Raw genomic sequence first — 18,717 nt, forward strand, 5'->3', positions numbered from 1 at the left:
GACAGCCCTCAGGAGCCAGACATGGCCGACTATATGATTACCTGTGATCTAAAACGCCCGGGGCAGGAATATCACCACCTGATCAGGGCATTGGGGCGCTATCCGGACAGTCTGCACATACTCGAGACGACCTGGCTTGTCAGAACCATGGCCACGCCCGACCTTGTTCTGGCCGACCTTGAGCAATATGTGGACGTTGACGATCAAATGTTCATTGCCGTCATTCAGACCCCGGCGGCCTGGTCGGACAGTCTGGGAGTCAATCGGGTGCTGGATTTTTTCAGCAGGGCCTGAGGTCAAAACGACCATGCATCGACGTTTACCGGCAGTCTGAAAACACGTTGGCCATACAGCGCTCAGCAGGTGATGAGCCACATGAAAACGCGGTTGGTTCGGCTTGCAGGATTCTGGACAGCGAAAGGGGAAATACAGGAAGAAATGGAGCGGGCAATGGGACTCGAACCCACGACATTCAGCTTGGGAAGCTGACGCTCTACCAACTGAGCTATACCCGCATGGCGCTCATCATAAAAGCCCCTATCGGTAAACACAAGCAGTGCGCTACAAAGCGCTGTTTTTATGGCAAAAAGACAGCGCGTGAAAAAAATTTCCAAATTTGGGGATCAAACCGGAAACACCACGGTCCTAGTATGCAAGACGTTCTTCTTCAGTCGCTGAGGAATGCGTTTTGGTTTAACTGTTCCTTGCATGGCCGCCACCTCGTTGTGGCGGTTTTTTTATGTCGGTCCAAAGCCCTCAAGAAAAGGCCTCTTTAGGTAGGGCCGTCTCTCTTCCCCCTGCCACCACATGTTTACTTCCCGGATTGCCTTTAAAAGCAGCCAGCAAGGTCAGAACACGCACTAGCCTGTCATGACCTCATTGAGGCCATGCTCGGTAATCCGACCACAGCACTGATCAAAACAGGGTCTGCCAAACAGACGACGCACCCTGTGACGTGAGTCATGCTCCTGCCATATCGCATCAATCAGTCCTCTTCGGGACAGATAGCGCACGGCGCGGGCGAACTCGACATCCGTGACGCCAAATTCGATCGCCTTGACATACACGCGTTGATATCGGCCTGTACTGAGCAGGCGAGTCAAAATGGCCAGCTCAAGTGAGTCAAGGGATTGCATGCCGAATGAGTAAGCCTTTTACCATTACATGGGTTAATTATTTGCCACTTACAAGGATTATACCGATCGAATACCAATGCTAAAGTATTAAAAGAAACAAATTTTGTGATCAATTTATTTAATTTCGAAAACCCTGCATTAAATATAATTTACTAATGTCGCAAAATAGCGACATTTTGCCGGTAACATCGACGTTAGAGTCCGCCAAAGCAAGTCAAAAGCCAGTCTTAATATTTACGTAAAGTTACCAAAACCCTGCCATCTTAATTGTCCGTTAATTCATTGCCCTGCCAGAAATGTCATTAATGATCTCCTGACCCTCACACAGAGCCTCCATGATCCTCCTGATCGTTTTTGCCCTTGCTGCCATTGGCATCTCCTTTATCTGTTCGGTACTTGAAGCAGCGCTGCTTTCCCTGACTCCCAGCCATATCGCACGCCTGCAGGAATCAAAACCGGCACTGCATCGTTCCCTGAGTCATCTCAAGGACAACGTCGACCGCCCCCTGGCCGCCATCCTCACGCTCAATACCATTGCACATACGGCAGGTGCGACAGGTGTGGGCGCACAGGTGTCGGCCGTTTTCGGCGAAACATGGATTGGGGTGGCCTCGGCCATCATGACGCTGTTGATCCTGATTTTGTCGGAAATCCTGCCCAAGACCATTGGTGCCCGTTACTGGCGTCAGCTGGCTCCGATTCTGGCGCCCACGCTCAAGGGCATGATCTGGCTGCTGCTGCCCTTTATATGGCTGTCGGAACAGATCACGAGCCGAATTGGCAGCGGAAAGGAAGATGACGTCGATGTTCGCGAAGAGATCAAGGCACTGGCGAAGCTGGGCCAGGAACGAGGGGTGGTGGACGCCGATGAAGGCAGGACCATCGTCAACATTCTCAACCTTCACAACATTCCCGTTCGGGACGTCATGACACCGCGCACGGTATGCACCACCGTGACACCCACAATGACCGTCAACGAATTTGATGCCGGCTATAGCGACCTGCCCTTTACCCGCTACCCCGTCATGACGCCGCCGGAACAGACCATGGGTTATATCCACAAGATGGACGCCTACCACGCCGACGACGACGCGACGCTTGAGTCGATCATGCATCCCATCGATTCAGTAGACAGCAAGGACAGCGTCGAGCAGGTGTTTATCCGCATGCTCAATGACCACCATCACATGTGTGTGGTGTATGACGATCATGGCAACTGGGTGGGCGTTTTGACGATGGAAGATATTCTCGAGACCATTCTGGGTCAGGATATCGTGGATGAAACCGACGATGTCTCCAATCTTCGACATCACGCCAGACAGCTCTGGCTCAAGCGTATTCGGCGCAGTCGCGAAGGCGCTGTCAACGATATGCTACCCAAACGCTGACCCTCTCGGCCGAGGATCGGGGCATGCTAGAATGACGTTCCGATCCGGCCACCGATGACCCCCATGGCTACCTTTTTACTGACCTTTGTCGTCTGCCTGCTGATCTGCGGCTTCATGGTCGCGGCGTTGCTGTTGTCGCGAACGCCGCGATATCGCACCAGCGCCGACGACCTGCTGATCCTGCTCGACGAGACGCTGGAAAACCGTGTCTCCGAGGCACGCTGGCACACCATTGTCGGCTATCCGATTCGCCACGACCCTTACCTTGAAAATGTGCGCCGACGCTGTCAGGCCATCATGGATGAATATGGTCAGCCCTGGCGCTTTGAGCAGGGAGGAGCGCTCTTTTCAGTGACCGGGCTCGAGGAGATTCGTGCCCTGCGCCAGCATCTGACAGCGCGACTGTCACTCAATGACCGCCGCGCCTTTTGAGTCAGATCCATGAGCGTCCTCTGTCCGGATATTGAACTGCCATGACCATCGCGCTGACCAGTACCAACGTCATTCGCCGTGCACCGCTCGAGGAGATTTCCCAGGCGCACTCTCACCCCTTTCACCAGATCGTGATCGGGCTGGAGGGTGAAGCGGAAATCATCATTGACGGTCGCCCGCTGCATATTTCACCGTTTCATGGCTGCACCATCCCGGGCGATCGGGAGCACTGCTACCGCGGCATTGGCAACAACTCCCAGCTGTTGCTGGATCTTTTTGATGACGCGCCGGGACTGTCAGGCGCCTATCGACATCACTTTCAGCTGTTCTCTCAACCTCTGCACTTCGAGCTCGACAGCGCAGCCTGTGCCTATCTCACCTTCATGGTGGAAGAAATCACGCATCAGCCGGACGTCGATCGCGATCTTTTGATTACCACCCTGCTGTCGATCCTCTCCCATCGTCTGCTTGATCGGCAGGCGACCCCACAGTCGCGACTCGACCTTGTCATGCTGGACCATTACATCGAACAGCATCTGGCCCGCGGCATCCGTGTTGAAGACCTCGCCGGCCTGGCCCATCTCTCCAGTGCCCACTTCACCGAGCTTTTTCGGATACGTACGGGACTGCCGCCCTATCAATACATCCTGCGCAAGCGCCTCAATGCCGCCCGCAAACTGCTGCTGGAATCCCGTTTGCCATTGATTGATATTGCCGAGCGCTCGGGCTTTGCCAATCAAAGCGCCCTGTCACATGCCTTTAGACGCCATTTCGGTCACGCCCCGGGCGCACTGCGCCAGACGGCCGGCTCATAGGCAAATCGATACAGCATCAACCATTACGCTCCTGTGTTTAAAACCAACGTTCAAGACCAGCGTTTAAGACCAAAGGCGAATTGCTGATATAGTCGCTTTTTTGCCTTGTTGGCCGGCCTGCACAACTCCCGTCAATCTGACAATCCTTCCCGGCAAATCGACAAGACGGCGCTGCACGAGGCAGCCTAAAGTCAAAAAAGTCACCATCCTCTTGTAACCGCCGGCCATCGGGGCGCTGCTCGTTCGCGTGCCCATCACCTGCGCTGGCTGCCCGTCGCGGCAAGGAACTCCACTATGCTCAAAAGCCAACAAATACTGGATGCCAACACCTGGCAGCAGACGCCTGAAGCCCTTTTTGACCGCATCAGCGATCACTACATCGTCAATGAAAATGATCTTGTGCGGGAGTTCATCGAACTCCTGCAGACCGATGAAAAGGATTTCAAGCGGATTGCTGATCGCACCGCAGCGCTGGTACGCGAAGTTCGCGCCATGGATACCGCGGTGGATTCCATTGATGAGCTTTTGCAGCAGTACAGCCTGGGCACGCAGGAAGGCCTGATGCTCATGTGTCTGGCGGAAGCCCTGCTGCGGGTGCCCGATACCGCCACGACCGATGCCCTGATCGAGGATCGTCTCAGTGTCGGTGACTGGGAAAAGTACGCCGGCCAGAGCGAATCCTGGTTCGTCAACGCCTCGACCTGGGGGCTTTTGACCACCGGTCGCGTGATCAAGCTGGACCATCCTCAGGATGGGCGCCCGGCGGGGTTCATTAACCGTATGGTCAACCGCATGGGCGAGCCGGTCATTCGTCAGGCCATGCGCCAGGCGATGAAGGTCATGGGCCGCCAGTTCGTACTGGGTCGCGATATTGACGAAGCGCTCAAGCGTTCAAAGCCGCAGTTCGACAAGGGCTACACCTATTCATATGACATGCTGGGGGAAGCCGCGCTGACCCGTCAGGATGCCAAGCGCTATTTCGACGACTATGCCAGCGCCATCCGCGCTGTTGGCAAGACAAGCCAGAAGCTTTCTTCAAGCACGCCGGCGCCCTCGATCTCCATCAAGCTCTCGGCGCTGCACCCCCGCTATGAATCCGGTCGCCGCGAGCAGGTACTTCAGGAACTGGTCGGCACCGTTCAACAACTGGTCGAACTGGCGCGCGGGCTGGATGTGGCCCTGACCATTGATGCCGAAGAAGTGGATAGACTCGAGCTGTCCTTCGACGTTTTCAAGGCGGTCTATACCTCAAGCGCCTGCCAGGGCTGGGGCAAATTTGGTCTGGTCATTCAGGCCTACTCCAAGCGTGCCCTGCCGGCACTGCAATGGCTGACGCGTGTGGCCGGCGATCAGGGCGATGAGGTGCCCGTGCGTCTGGTCAAGGGCGCCTACTGGGACAGCGAGATCAAGGAATCCCAGCAGCTCGGCGTCGACGGCTATCCGGTCTTTACCCGCAAGGCCTGTACGGATGTGTCCTACCTGGCCTGTGCGACCTATCTGCTCTCTGACAATACGCGTGGCCGCCTTTTCCCGCAGTTTGCCACCCACAACGCGCATACCATTTCGACCATTATTGATCTGGCCCATCAGGGCGATCGCGGTTTTGAATTCCAGCGCCTGCACGGCATGGGCGAAGCACTTTACGAGGCCGCCCTCAAGCAGGCCCCCAAAGGCACCTGGTGTCGCATCTATGCCCCGGTAGGTGCTCACAAGGATCTGCTCCCCTATCTGGTACGCCGCCTGCTGGAAAACGGCGCGAACTCTTCGTTCGTGCACCAGCTCGTCGACCCGCGCGTACCGGTAGACTCCCTGTGCGTTCATCCGGTCGAGAACCTGACAGGCGTTGGCCAGTACTTCAATGCCAATATCCCCATGCCGGCGGCGATTTTCCCCGACGGTCGCCGCAACGCCCGCGGCATCAATCTCAACGTCAGCAGCCAGTTCAAACCGCTGATGGAGGAGATGGCGCCCTTTTTCAAGCGCGACTATAGTGCGGGGCCGCTGGTAGGGTTTGACCTGAAGGATCAGGACGGTGAGCGACACGACGTCATCTGCCCATGGAACCATGGACACACCATCGGCCGGGTACGCTGGACCAGCGCCGAGGAAGCCTCGCGTGCCATCGATGTGGCATGGAAGGCCTTCCCGGACTGGAACGATACCCCGGTCGAGAAACGCGCCGCCATTCTGGAGCGTTTTGCCGATCTGATGGAAAAGCACATGGCAGAACTGATGGCCATGTGCTGCATGGAAGGCGGCAAGCTCTTGCCCGATGGCGTGGCCGAAGTCCGCGAAGCGGTGGATTTCTGTCGCTATTATGCCGCGCGCGCCCGGGAAATCTTTGAGGCGCCCACGGTTCTGCCGGGGCCGACTGGGGAATCCAACGAGCTCATCATGCAGGGCAAGGGGGTCTTTGCCACCATCAGCCCGTGGAACTTCCCGATCGCCATCTTCTGCGGTCAGACCGTGGCCGCTGCCGTGACCGGTAATACGGTGCTGGCAAAGCCCGCCGAACAAACCTCATTGATCGCCCATCGCGTCATCGAGCTTTTATATGAAGCCGGCATGCCGCGTGAGGTTGTGCAGCTGCTGCCGGGCGATGGCGCCACGGTAGGCGCCGTGCTCTCGAGCGATCGTCGCATCACCGGCATTGCCTTCACCGGCTCCACCCAGACAGCGCAGCTGATCAATCGCTCGCTGGCCGCCCGGGAAAACGCGCCGCTGCCAACCCTGGTAGCAGAAACCGGCGGTTTGAATGCCATGATCGTGGATTCCACGGCCCTGCCCGAGCAGGTGGTCAAGGATGTGGTGGCTTCGAGCTATCAGAGTGCCGGCCAGCGCTGCTCGGCGCTGCGTGTGCTGTATGTTCAGGAAGACATCGCCGAGCGCGTCATCGATACCCTCAAGGGGGCCATGGCCGAACTCAGCATTGGCGATCCAACGCATCTGTCCACCGATGTGGGCCCGGTCATTGATGAAGACGCTCGAAAAGGCCTGCAGGCCCATATCGACCGCCTCAAGGGCGAAGGTCGCCTGATTGCCGAGACCGCCATTGATGCCGACATTGCTGCCAAAGGCACCTTCATTGCCCCGACGGCCTTTAAAATCGACGGCATTGATGCGCTGGAGACCGAGCAGTTTGGCCCCATCCTGCATGTGGCGACCTTCAAGGCCAGTGAGATTGACCAGGTCATCGACACCATCAACGAGCTTGGCTATGGCCTGACCTTTGGCGTGCACAGCCGCAACGAAACCTTTGCCAATCGGGTGGCCAGTCGTATCCGGGTCGGCAATGTCTACGTCAATCGTAATATCATAGGTGCGGTGGTGGGCGTACAGCCCTTTGGCGGGCAGGGCTTCTCCGGCACCGGTCCCAAAGCCGGTGGCCCCCACTATCTACTGCGTTTTGCCAATGAAAAAACGCGTACGATCAATACGGCAGCCCTGGGGGGCAATGCCTCCCTTCTGGCCATGGGTGACGGTTGATCCAGAACTCATGAGACATGCGCGCGATGGAAAACCATTTGTGGTTGAAAACAACGTCAAAAACGGTTTTTCATTCGCGCGCGCCCTGCTCATGACCCTTGCAGGAAACCTTCCGGCCTAATAATCAGAACACAGGAGAAATTTATGGCTATCGGTGTCTGGATCAGCCTTTTCGCTTATTTTGCGCTCATGATCGCCATTGGCATTTATGCCATGCGCACGTCTACCTCTACCTCCGAAGACTATATGCTCGGCGGCCGAACCCTCAGTCCGCAGGTGGCGGCCCTGTCGGCCGGCGCCTCGGACATGAGCGGCTGGCTGCTACTGGGTCTGCCCGGCGCAATGTTCGCCTCGGGCCTTGGTTCGGCGTGGATCGGCATTGGCCTGCTGGTGGGCGCTTTCTTCAACTGGTTGCTGGTCGCACCGCGTCTTCGTGAGCAGACGGTGCACTATGGCAATGCCATTACCATCCCGGCCTTTCTGGCCAACCGCTTCCCGACCCGAGCCATGTCCTTGCGGGTGGTCTCTGCCATCGTCATTGTGATCTTTTTTGCCATTTACACAGCCTCGGGCCTGGTCGCTGGCGGCAAGCTGTTCCAGAGTGCCTTTTCGGGTCTGATCAACATTGGTGGTCTGGGCGATTACGGTACGGGGATCGTCATTACGCTGGGCGTGGTGCTGGTCTATACGGTCGTCGGCGGCTTTCTGGCGGTCAGCCTGACGGACTTTGTTCAGGGCTGCATCATGATGCTGGCGCTGGTGATCATGCCGGCCGTGGTGCTTTTTGGCGAAGGCGGTGGCGGTTTCACTCAGGCCTCACAAACCCTCAACGAGGTGGACCCCACGCTGTTGTCCTGGACAGACGGCCTGACCTTCATCGGCTGGCTTTCTGCCGTGACCTGGGGGCTGGGATATTTCGGACAGCCTCATATCATTGTGCGCTTCATGGCCATCCGGTCTTTGAAGGACGTGCCTGTGGCTCGAAACATCGGCATGAGCTGGATGCTCATTTCCATGATTGGTGCGGTATCGCTGGGCATCTTCGGTCGGGCCTATGCCGTTCGCAATGGCATGCAGGTCGATGATCCGGAAACGATCTTTATTATACTCGCGAACCTGCTGTTTCATCCGCTGGTAACCGGTTTCCTTTATGCCGCGCTGCTGGCCGCGATCATGAGCACCATCTCCAGCCAGTTGCTGGTCGCCTCTTCCTCACTGACCGAAGACTTCTATCGCCTGTTTTTGCGCAAGCAAGCCTCCGAGAAGGAAGCAGTAACCGTCGGTCGAATCAGCGTGTTGCTGGTAGGCATCATCGCCGCCGTCATCGCCTCTGATCCGAACTCACAGGTGCTGGGACTGGTGAGCAACGCCTGGGCAGGCTTTGGCGCGGCATTCGGTCCGCTGATTCTGCTGTCCCTGATGTGGTCACGCACCAATGGCGCCGGTGCCATCGCGGGCATGGTCGTGGGCGCAGTGACGGTCATGGTCTGGATTGCGCTGGGCTGGAACGCCGAGTTCATGGGTGGCCCGGGCATTTATGAAATCATTCCGGGCTTCATCGCTTCCATGCTGGCTATTGTGGTTGTCAGCAGAGCCACCAGTGATTCCGGCGAGTACAAGCAGATATCTCGCTGATCGCGCGCTGGCAGCGCCATCGAACGTTAAAAAGGGCTCCCGAGGGAGCCCTTTTTGATGGCATTCAATGACGGACGTTGTGAGGATTTTGGACTGCTCAATCGCTCGCCGGCCACTGTCAGCCCTACCGAACGGTCTTAATGCACCTTGCTCAATGCAAAGCGGATGATGGCCCGTACAACAAAAACGATCAGGGCAATCAGCAGCAGGGTCAGAAGCATTGAAGCAGGGTTGGTCATCAGCGTGGCCAGCAGCACCCCTGCCACGACCGACCAGGTGATGCGGTTGCCCTGCTCGTCATCAAGGCGAAGAATGGCAGGCACCCACCGATTGACCATTTTGCCAAAACCACTCTCCCAGCCCTTCCAGGCCAGTGCGGTAGCAATGGCAAAAATAACGATCCAGATGACAGCAATGGTCATAAGCTCTCCTGCGCGAATGTTTGAGTGTCTATAATTCAGTGTGACCCCGGGCGAAATGCCTGTCCCGCTGGGCCCTCATGACGCCGGCCTGCACACAGGTAAGCACCATGCTGGCATGATATCGTAAAAAAAGCGCGATTGATGAGTCACTCGGGGTTGAAAAACATATGGCCGTCGCCATCTTGGTGGGTAAGCACGTCGGCACGCATTCATGGAGGCCATCCATGGAGACAATGCCCCGACAGTTTCAAAGCAACCAACACGTACCGACGCAAAAGGACCCTTATCATGCAGATCGCAGAGAACACGGTAGTAGCGTTTCATTACACCCTGAAAAACGATGCTGGAGAAGTCCTCGACAGCTCTGAAGGTCGTGATCCGCTTTCCTATCTGCACGGTTCAGGCAACATCATTCCTGGCCTTGAGAAGGAACTGTCAGGTAAAACGACAGGCGATACCCTTCAGGCGCGCGTTGAACCAAGCGAAGGCTATGGCGAAGTCCAGCCCTCTCTGGTGCAGGAAGTACCGCGCGATGCCTTCCAAGGTGTTGAAGACATTCAGCCGGGCATGCAGTTTCAGGCTCAGACCGAAGGCGGCCCGCTGCTGGTCACCGTCACCAAGCTTGAAGGCGACACCGTGACTGTTGACGGTAACCACCCGCTCGCAGGTGAAACCCTGAACTTTGACGTCAGCGTTGAATCCGTACGTGAAGCCAGTGCCGAAGAGCTCGAGCACGGCCATGTACACGGTGAAGGCGGCCATCAGCACTGATTGCCAACGCACAGCGTTTAAAAAGGCAGCCCACGGGCTGCCTTTTTTTATGCCGGCTTTTGTTGTTTCGTACCTGGTGAGACCGCATCGCCCGGCACGTCATCGCAAGCAAACTCGGCGGCGTTGGAATGTCGGCCAAGCGCTCGATAGTTAAAGATCAGTCGCCAGATCAGCACCACCAGACAGAAACCGGCAAACCCGAAGCCGCTCCAGAGAAAAGGGGTCGGCCAGTAGCAGGCCGCAATCAAAAGCAGTGTTCGCCCTGCACTGCCTGTCACAACATCGATCAGGCGCTCGATTCTGCCGACATTGACGGTCATTTTTTGCGCTTCTCGAAGCAGCGCGACCAGTCGCCGTTCAAGGTCGAACACAAGCGTTACGATCACCAGCGCAAGCGCTGGCAACATCAGCCGCTCTGGCTGATAGAGCGAAAGCCCGCCCATGACCGACATGATCAGGATGATTTCCATAAAGGGCCGCAGATAGCGCTGCCTGACATCAAAGTGTCCAAGCGCGCTTGAGACCCAGCCTGACAGCATGCTCAACAGGCGATAGATAACAACGAACAGGGCAGCCAGAAAAGGCTGATGTGCATACAGCAAGGGCATTGTGGCCATGCCAAACGCGATGGCGGAAAGGGCAAGCCCTGCCGGTGAAATACGCAGGGTAACCAGCTGGTGCGCCGTCCATGCCATGACGGTGTGACAAAAACGACGCAAACGAAAAATCAGGTGAGACATCCTCGGTACCGGCAGGCAAAAGAGGCGTCATTGTAGTGATGGGCCGCAACGACGTCGATGCCGGTTGAGTCAGACCTTCCCTGACTCAGCCGCGACCGCACTCAAGAACGGCCAGAAAGCGATCATCGCGGCCTGTTTCATCGTCTACATAGAGGGTTCTGGCAATCCTTGGATCCAGCTGCTGACCACTACAGAAGGTACTGCCCGGGCTGCCGGCCAATGCAATGTTGTTCAGGGCAACCCCCTTGTGGGCATCATTGATCACCTGGTCGACCACCCTCTCATTGTTCTGCATCAGATGACCGTGCGTGACGTACACGACGCGCCCACCTTCGCGACACAGGGTAATGGCACGCAACAGCAACGACACAAGACGCTCTGAACGCTGACGTGATGACAGATGCCGACCCATCAGGGCCGGGATATCCAGCAGGACACGATCAAAGGTGCCCACGTCTTCCAGCGACAGACGCTCGTCATCAAGGCGGGTCATGATGACATTGTCCGGAACAGGGCAAAGCTCGGTGCTTTCAAGCGACAGTGCTCCCGTAATATTGGCGACCAGTTCCCCTCGTTCATCGAGTTTCTCGGCCATCAGGTGCATGCGCTGTCGATTGGCACCATACATGTCCAGTACGCGGTGATGGGGTGCCATGTTCAGCAGCGATATCGCGTGAGGGTTCGCGCGCGTGCGCGCTGTCTGAGGCGCTAACGTTTCATCGATTCCGAACGATGTCAAAGAGGTGGGCATTGCTTCAGCCCTGGGCGCTGAAAGTCCTGAGCACTGGGTATCCATACCTGATACATCCTGAAATCAATATTCAGGCCGGCATCCTGCCAGCCGCTTACAGACGTCATCGTACAATATTTTTATACGTCTTGTACAAGAAATGCCGATTGATAACGTATTGGTTTCGAAAGCCCCTGGACAGCCTGATGCAAGAGGCCAAAGGCCAGCGACATGGAAAGGAACCTGTACAGGTCAGCTCACTGTCATCACCGCCAGCCCATAAAAAAGCGGGCCGATACTGTGGCAGTATCGGCCCGCTTTAACCTTTCATACGATCAGGGCGTGCGCATGGCCAGCGCGTTGGCATCAAGCGCCCGACGCGACTGCCAGTAATGCCGACTCCAATAGGGATTGTCCAACCGCGAAATCTTGACGCCTCGTGAGCTTGAAGCATGCATGAAGCGACCGTCACCAAGGTAGATCCCGACGTGACGATCGCCTCGCCATGGTCTGAAAAAGACCAGATCACCCGCCTTGAGCGCTGTTTTTTCGATGCGGCGACCAGTCAATACCTGCCCGGCCGTGGTTCGAGGAAGATCAAAGTTGAAGCTGTCACGAAAAATCTGCTGTACCAGTGCCGAACAGTCGATACCACTGCTGCTTTCGCCGCCGAACCTGTAGGGCGTTCCTTCCCAGGTGTCGTACTCGGCCATCAGTGCCGCTTCTACATCGACCGGGTTGGCATCTTCAGGTGACATGTAATCATATCGAGGCGCCTGGCCGGCATTTCTTCCCGCTTTCGCTTTCGACGTTTTCACCGTCGAAAGCGAAAGCATTGCCGTGTCCTTTGCACCATCCTGTGAACCGGGCTGCGAGGCCGCACACCCTCCTAAAGCAAGACAAACCAGACCACTCATGATTATTCGCCGCATGTATACGGCCCTTTTTGTTGATCGAGCACTGGAAGCATCCTGAAATTATCACGTACAAATGGGAGAAAAGGCGTCGAAAATGACGCTTTCAGGATGTTAAGGAATTTGGCCTTGCCTGGCGAGTATTAAAAATTAATCAAACCACCCTTGTTATGACCAAAGTATTAATCGAAAACCATACGGAAGTAACCAAAAAACACCAAAAAGTTACCTTTTGTGGCCCTAGTGCAGAATGCGTGCATCGCCCGGCAGCGTATCGGCGTGCAAGGGCGGCCAGCGTCTGGGTTGCGTGCCTGGAAAATCAAGGCTTGCCCAGCATCCTGCCAGCGGTGGCAACCCTGTCTGCCAGGCGGTCATGGCATGATTGAACTCCGCCAGGAAATGATCGCGTTCGGGCGTGGCCACCATGAAAAAGCTGTACCCTGCCAGCATTCCCTTTCCATAGGCCCACCAGTCGCTATAGTGTCGCGATGCCAGCTGTAGAGCCTGATCCAGATAGTGATGAAACTTTTCCGCACTCAGCCAGCCAAGCTGGCGCCCGGCCGCTGCAAGGTCTACCAGCTGCGCGATGTCCCACGCCGCCATATCGATATCGTTGCAGTGATGATCGTTTTTCAACACTCGGCGCAGCCTCTCCAGATGTACGCCTTCATCTTCGCTGCGCTCGGCAGACTCCAGCACGGCAATTTCCTGGCGCAGGCGGCGCTGGTTGAGCGTGTACGGTCCGTAATTGATCAAATACTCCTGGCGATCCCCTGCCTCGACCAGAAAGTCGAGAAAGCGAATCAATGACGCCGTGCCCCCGAGACCGTAATGGCTGTCGAGCCAGTCCCGGATTTCGCTGGCCTGAACACCGTATTGTCTGTCGGGTTCACCCCAGAGCACGGCATTGAGCGGTCCTGACAGCGAAAGTGCGGTAAATCGCGACAGGGGCGGACGCCTGCCCGGCTCCTTTTGAAATCCGGTCGGTGCCGTCAGCCAGTGAAAGGGACTGCCGGGGTCATGGCGATGCCATTCGATGTCCTCGACCAGAGACTCCTGAGTGCTGTCCTCGGGCAGGGTCTTCTCCCATCGCACCCAGGCTTCCAGCATGGCATCCACGCAGAGGTAGTGACGATCAAGCGTGGCGGCAAGTCTGGTGTAATAACGCGTCAGCAGCTCGTCTTCACCATAGTCGGCGCTTTCGAACATCTGAAGATGAAAGGCATATTTTTCGGCCATGATGATGGTGGCCGAAACTGAAGCACAGGCAGCCAGTTCCTGGCGATAAGCCAGCAGCTCGGGAGATGGCATACCAAAGGGGGTGTCGATTTCCGGCAGCCTGTCATGCAGCGCATCGGAGGCCAGTTGATTGAGATGATGCACCTGTCCCGGCATCCAGAAGCGTGAAAGTCCTGCCAAGCCCTCTTCCGGGCGCCAGTCCAGTATCTCATAAAGATACTCCCGGCTCTGGCGACGCTGCTCCTCACTAACGGCCGGCGCCGTTGACTGACGATACAGCAGATCCGATTCCCTGACCGAGGCTACCGCCAGTGCCCAGTGACGAGCACTGCTGCGCAGTCCGCGGATCATGGCGCGCGAGCGATCTCGCAGGTCATCATCCAGCAGCTGATGCAACGGCCTTTGCCATGGGCTGTCGCTCGCGTCCAAAAGCAACTGCCAGTCTTCAACGAAGTTCTCCATCAAATCGAGCCCTTCATGCAGACTGCGGCCGCGCTGCCAGGCCAGTGCCACAGCATGCCAGTTGTCATAACGGCGGGTCAGCAGGTCTACCCCATGTGCGGCAAAGTTTCTGGCCTCCTCCTGATCCAGCCACCCCATGGCCATCCCGGCCCAGGCCAGATCCACCAGACGCAACCAGTCCCATGCGGCCACATCACATGGCTGCCCGTGCACGACAAAGGCCTCCAGTGTGGCAGCGTAGGTCGCCTGTGAGGCCATGCGTGCGTGCCACTGCAGACGCTCGGCCGTGCTCATGGCCTCGAACCGCTGATGATCCAGCTCCCAGCCATGGCGATGCCCCTGTCCTGCCAGCCAGAGCAACATGCGGATGAGCTCATCGCGCTCATGAATCGACCAGACCTGGCTCAGGAAATGTCCGGTACGCTCGCGCTCCAGCCCGGCCGCCGCCATGCTGTCGACCATGATGGGCGCAAAGGGCGCACGGGCGCGCCATATGGCGCTGTCGCCGTCATCGGGCCATGGCGCCTGTGCACCACCACCTTCCTTGAGCCAGGTCAGCCACTGAGAGAGCGCCTGCTCATCCAGCCACTGCGCGTTGAAGGCCAGCACCAGCATGGTGACAGCTTCATCACGCTGCGCCTGATCAAGGCGCCCTATCATTTGCCACCCCAGTGCACCGGGCTCCTCAATCTCCATGCTGCGCAGACGAGCAAGGGCACGGGGCACACTGATGCCACGCTCGGGTGGCACCTCACGATGCCAGCCATGGCTGGCCAGACGCTGGGCACACCAGATCTGCAGGCTCTCTTTCAAAAAATACCTCATGAAACAAATATTCGGTCACGCCGTTGCGGGGGCAGCCCTCATTGTAACCTGGACGGCCCCCTTTCCCTCAGCGAGGTTCCTGCGGATCGGCCATTCGCTCGGCATGCGTTTTGGTACGCACCGGGACCTTTGGCAGCATCCAGCTCAGGATCCAGCGACGTATGCGCACGACAAACTGCTCCTGAAAGAGAATGCACAGGATGATGGTGATCAGCAGGTAGACCGGATAGAGCCAGATGGAACTGGTGCCGGCCGCTGCCAGACACAGGCGCAGGTTATCAGCGCACAGGGAGGGCTCTCCCTTCAGGATCTGCTCGCTTCGAGTGAAGATGACATAAAGCGGCACATGCAGGGCAAACATGGGCAGCGATGCACCGCCCAGACGTCCGGCAAATTTGGTCAGCCGCGCGCTGTCAGGGGTAGGAATGTGCACGCACAGATAGATCAGCGCCATTTCAGCCGTGAGCAACAGCCCGTTGTGCAGGAGATAATACCAGGCGCGCCCATGTTCCAGCAGCCAGATCGCCACCAGACAGCACGCCGCGATATACAGCATCAGCGTTAGCTTGCCGCGCAACTGCAGCAGCCTGCCGGCGTTTTTCTGCTGCATGTAAAAGGCGCACAGCAAAATGCCGGCAATAAACTCGGGCAGTCGGATAATCGGGTTACGGTGCAGGATCCCCGTTTCCGGCATGTCATAGGGCGTAAAGGCCACGACCAGCAATGGCGGGACCAGATAAATCAGGTTGGTGAGCAAAATCGCCAGCCGGGTCCTTTTGATCTTCATGAGCCTGGGCGCGACGAAGGGAAAGGTCAGATAAAAGAAAAACAGCGCCGAAATGGACCAGGACGGCGGGTTGAACGTCAGGTAATACGGGTTCCAGGCGTGCAGCATGAACACGTTGAGCACGACGTTAAACCAGAGCTCAAAATCGCCCATGGTGTGGCGCAGGGCCTCGGGATTGACGATACCGGTATCATTGTTGACGTCATAAAGCACAAAGCGCAGTGACGTGCCGGCATCCTGCGCCGTCAGAGCCAGATAGCCAACGCCTGCCGAGACCGCCATGGCCAGAAGACACGACCCGATATGAATCGGATAGAGATTGGCAAATCGCTTGGTCATGAAGCTTTTGGCCGGCTCGCGCATCTCTTGTTTGTCATTGAGATACACATGCGCCAGCAGAAAGCCTGACAGGATAAAAAAGGTACTGGTCGAGAAAAATCCCAGATCCGTGACATAGCCCGACCAGCTTCTGATGGACGGATAGTTATGCAGGGTATGAAAGATGACGATGTAGAGACCGAGAAAGAATCTCAGCCACTCAAGTCCAATAAAACGCTCTTTGGAAGAGGCCATGATATCCACTCAAAGCACTGACGTAAGCGGGGCAAATCCGCCATGCCTTTTGGCAGATGACTGACAGATGCCGGTTTGGCAAGCAACATACGCAGCTCTCGTGCCAACGTCCACTCCGTAGGGTCATAATATGTTAATCCGCAGGCCTATAAAAAACCCCGGCCAGGCCGGGGTTTTTCGTTGTAGAACCAATACGATCCGTCAATTGTCTCAGGCCGGCTGAGTATTGGCTTCCGGATTACGGCTCCAGACACGGTGCTGACCCAGCGCCTTTTTGAAGTCATCAAAGATGGCATCAACGCTGTCACCGGTCAGGACACCCTCATCCATCTTGATGTTGGCCGCTTCCAGCAGCGCCTTGCCCTCACCTACCGCAGCGATCACCTTCAGGTGCTTCCAGGCTTCCTGCGGATAGTAGCGACCCTGACCGCTGGCCTTGAGCGTTTCAATGCTCCGGGCACCACCGGCAATCAGTACCGCATCCATGGTGACTGACGGCAGACCATTGAGCATGGCATCAGGGGTAAGGGTATTGCCATTGCTGGCCTTCACCGGTGCCATGGTCGGCGCAATGATCATGCCCTTTGCCCCTTCCGCCTTGAGCTTCGACTGCAGCGCCGTGACCTGATCAAGATCAACACCGTCCGCCACCAGAATGGCCACCTTGCGGTATTTGATGTTGCCGGGCAGACGCGCCATCAGACTCAGTGCCGGCGACTCGGTCAGCGTGCTCTTGCCCAGCTCTTCTGCCGAGGCCGGCTTCTCCGTGGGCGCATCAATGCCATGAATCTCGCCAACGCGACGGGCCAGATCCAGATCGATGTTGGGCAGAATCTGCTGGATCACGCGTTCACGGATCCAGGGACGCTCGACCTTGGAGAGTTCAAAACCGTAGGCCTGAACGATGTGTTCCTTTTCCACATCTGTCTGGCTGTTCCAGAACAGGGTGGCCTGCGAATAATGATCGGCAAAGGAGGCACTGCGCCCGCGAATCTTGTGGGCATCGACGCGTTCGTTGATCGATTCAAACCCGCCATTTTCCGCTGCCGGCGGCGTTTCACGCGGCCAGCCGTCATCGATCGAGTTGGGCTCGTAGGACGCCTGCCCCTTGTTGATCGTCATGCGGTGAAAACTGTCACGCTGGTTGTTGTGCACCGGTGTGACCGGACGGTTGATCGGGATTTCCTTGAAGTTCGGTCCGCCCAGACGCAGCATCTGGGTGTCCAGATAGGAGAACAGACGCCCCTGCAGCAGCGGGTCGTTGGTGAAGTCGATGCCCGGTACGATATGGCCCGGGTTAAAGGCGACCTGCTCGGTTTCGGCGAAATAGTTGTCCGGGTTGCGGTTGAGCGTCATCTTGCCCAGCGGCGTGACCGGCACCTGCTCTTCGGGAATCAGCTTGGTGGCATCCAGGATATCGAAATCGAACTTGTGCTCGTCTTCTTCCTCGATGATCTGGACCCCCAGCTCCCATTCCAGATAGTCGCCATTGCTGATATCGGTGGCCATCTCGCGGCGGTTGAAGTCCGGGTCACGCCCCCACAGCAGCTGAGCCTCATCCCAGATAAAGGAATAAGTGCCGGCCAGCGGCTTCCAGTGAAACTTCACAAAGCGCGACTTGCCCTGCTTGTCGACCAGCCGGAAGGTATGAATGCCGAAACCTTCCATGGAACGATAGCTGCGCGGAAAGGCGCGATCCGACATGGTCCACAACACCATGGCAGCGGATTCCGGCATCAAGGACACGAAATCCCAGAAGGTATCGTGTGCCGACTGACCCTGCGGAATCTCGTTGTGCGGCTCGGGTTTAACGGCGTGCACAAAGTCGGGAAACTTGATCGCATCCTGAATAAAGAAGATTGGCATGTCATTGCCAACCAGATCCCAGTTGCCTTCTTCGGTGTAAAACTTGGTCGCAAAGCCGCGCACGTCACGAACGGTGTCGTTGGAACCGCGCGAACCCTGAACGGTGGAAAAGCGTACAAAGGTCGGGGTTTGCTGACCGGCCTTGAAAACCGCCGCCTTTGAATACTTCTCGGCCTCCGGATAGGCCTCGAAAACACCGTGTGCAGCAGCACCGCGAGCATGCACGATGCGCTCGGGAATACGCTCATGGTCAAAGTGATTCATCTTCTCGCGGAAGATGAAGTCTTCCATCAGCGTCGGACCACGCTCACCGGCCTTCAGGGAGTTGTGGTTATCGGCAATGCGTACGCCATTGTTGGTACGCAGATCATGACCTTCGGCATCATTGCGAAACTGCTCGAGGTTCTCGTTCTTGCTCTGATCACTGGTTTTGAAATCAGTATCGTGCGGGCCATCCGTATTGGATGCGCTATAAGGATTATTTGCCACGGTCCAT

At 57.0% G+C, this 18,717-nt stretch carries 15 protein-coding genes and 1 tRNA gene; 7 read left to right on the forward strand and 9 right to left on the reverse strand.

Annotation, left to right across the window (positions count from 1 at the left end):
• Window positions 1-21: 21 nt before the first annotated feature.
• Entirely contained in the window at window positions 22-294 is a 273-nt protein-coding gene (locus ACUN8C_RS09660; protein WP_445619020.1) for a hypothetical protein, read from the forward strand.
• A gap of 145 nt (window positions 295-439) precedes the next feature.
• On the opposite strand, the gene ACUN8C_RS09665 is transcribed toward ACUN8C_RS09660, so the two are convergent.
• Together ACUN8C_RS09665 and ACUN8C_RS09670 are read right to left on the reverse strand one after the other, a co-directional pair.
• Window positions 440-515, reverse strand: a tRNA-Gly gene (locus tag ACUN8C_RS09665).
• A 345-nt stretch (window positions 516-860) separates the two neighbouring features.
• Window positions 861-1,136, reverse strand: coding sequence for a hypothetical protein (locus ACUN8C_RS09670; protein ID WP_445619021.1), 276 nt, complete (start codon window positions 1,134-1,136; stop codon window positions 861-863).
• Between the two features lie 335 nt (window positions 1,137-1,471).
• Between ACUN8C_RS09670 and ACUN8C_RS09675 the strand changes: the two genes are divergently transcribed.
• The 5 genes from ACUN8C_RS09675 (at window position 1,472) to putP (ending at window position 8,892) form a co-directional block, all read left to right on the forward strand.
• Complete coding sequence (locus ACUN8C_RS09675; protein WP_445619022.1) at window positions 1,472-2,524, forward strand: CNNM domain-containing protein; 1,053 nt, start codon at window positions 1,472-1,474, stop codon at window positions 2,522-2,524.
• A 63-nt stretch (window positions 2,525-2,587) separates the two neighbouring features.
• Window positions 2,588-2,956, forward strand: coding sequence for a hypothetical protein (locus tag ACUN8C_RS09680; protein ID WP_445619023.1), 369 nt, complete (start codon window positions 2,588-2,590; stop codon window positions 2,954-2,956).
• Window positions 2,957-2,997: 41 nt separating this feature from the next.
• Window positions 2,998-3,771, forward strand: coding sequence for a helix-turn-helix domain-containing protein (locus ACUN8C_RS09685; RefSeq protein ID WP_445619024.1), 774 nt, complete (start codon window positions 2,998-3,000; stop codon window positions 3,769-3,771).
• 294 nt (window positions 3,772-4,065) lie between these two features.
• Window positions 4,066-7,257 (forward strand): bifunctional proline dehydrogenase/L-glutamate gamma-semialdehyde dehydrogenase PutA, encoded by a 3,192-nt coding sequence (gene putA / locus ACUN8C_RS09690; protein ID WP_445619025.1) that lies wholly within the window; start codon window positions 4,066-4,068, stop codon window positions 7,255-7,257.
• A gap of 144 nt (window positions 7,258-7,401) precedes the next feature.
• Window positions 7,402-8,892: a sodium/proline symporter PutP gene (gene putP, locus ACUN8C_RS09695; protein ID WP_445619026.1), complete on the forward strand. Its 1,491-nt coding sequence runs from the start codon at window positions 7,402-7,404 to the stop codon at window positions 8,890-8,892.
• A gap of 137 nt (window positions 8,893-9,029) precedes the next feature.
• Here putP and ACUN8C_RS09700 read toward each other — a convergent pair whose 3' ends face one another.
• On the reverse strand, window positions 9,030-9,314 hold the full coding sequence (locus ACUN8C_RS09700) for a hypothetical protein (RefSeq protein WP_108842216.1): 285 nt from the start codon (window positions 9,312-9,314) through the stop codon (window positions 9,030-9,032).
• A gap of 288 nt (window positions 9,315-9,602) precedes the next feature.
• Between ACUN8C_RS09700 and ACUN8C_RS09705 the strand changes: the two genes are divergently transcribed.
• Entirely contained in the window at window positions 9,603-10,085 is a 483-nt protein-coding gene (locus tag ACUN8C_RS09705; protein ID WP_445619027.1) for an FKBP-type peptidyl-prolyl cis-trans isomerase, read from the forward strand.
• Between the two features lie 47 nt (window positions 10,086-10,132).
• Here ACUN8C_RS09705 and ACUN8C_RS09710 read toward each other — a convergent pair whose 3' ends face one another.
• The 6 genes from ACUN8C_RS09710 to katE all read right to left on the reverse strand — a co-directional run bounded on the left by ACUN8C_RS09710 (window position 10,133) and on the right by katE (window position 18,710).
• Window positions 10,133-10,825, reverse strand: a complete 693-nt coding sequence (locus tag ACUN8C_RS09710; protein ID WP_445619028.1) for a hypothetical protein — start codon at window positions 10,823-10,825, stop codon at window positions 10,133-10,135.
• 85 nt (window positions 10,826-10,910) lie between these two features.
• Window positions 10,911-11,480: a hypothetical protein gene (locus ACUN8C_RS09715; protein ID WP_445619029.1), complete on the reverse strand. Its 570-nt coding sequence runs from the start codon at window positions 11,478-11,480 to the stop codon at window positions 10,911-10,913.
• Window positions 11,481-11,890: 410 nt separating this feature from the next.
• Window positions 11,891-12,313 carry an NlpC/P60 family protein gene (locus tag ACUN8C_RS09720; RefSeq protein ID WP_445619030.1) on the reverse strand — a complete coding sequence of 141 codons (423 nt, stop codon included), beginning with the start codon at window positions 12,311-12,313 and terminating at the stop codon, window positions 11,891-11,893.
• Window positions 12,314-12,709: 396 nt separating this feature from the next.
• A complete protein-coding gene (locus tag ACUN8C_RS09725) occupies window positions 12,710-14,983 on the reverse strand; it encodes a DUF1266 domain-containing protein (RefSeq protein ID WP_445619031.1) in 2,274 nt (757 codons plus the stop codon).
• Between the two features lie 79 nt (window positions 14,984-15,062).
• Entirely contained in the window at window positions 15,063-16,355 is a 1,293-nt protein-coding gene (locus ACUN8C_RS09730; protein WP_445619032.1) for an acyltransferase family protein, read from the reverse strand.
• Window positions 16,356-16,565: 210 nt separating this feature from the next.
• Window positions 16,566-18,710, reverse strand: coding sequence for a catalase HPII (katE, locus tag ACUN8C_RS09735; protein WP_445619033.1), 2,145 nt, complete (start codon window positions 18,708-18,710; stop codon window positions 16,566-16,568).
• Window positions 18,711-18,717 lie beyond the last annotated feature (7 nt).

Source organism: Kushneria sp. Sum13, from assembly GCF_052692355.1.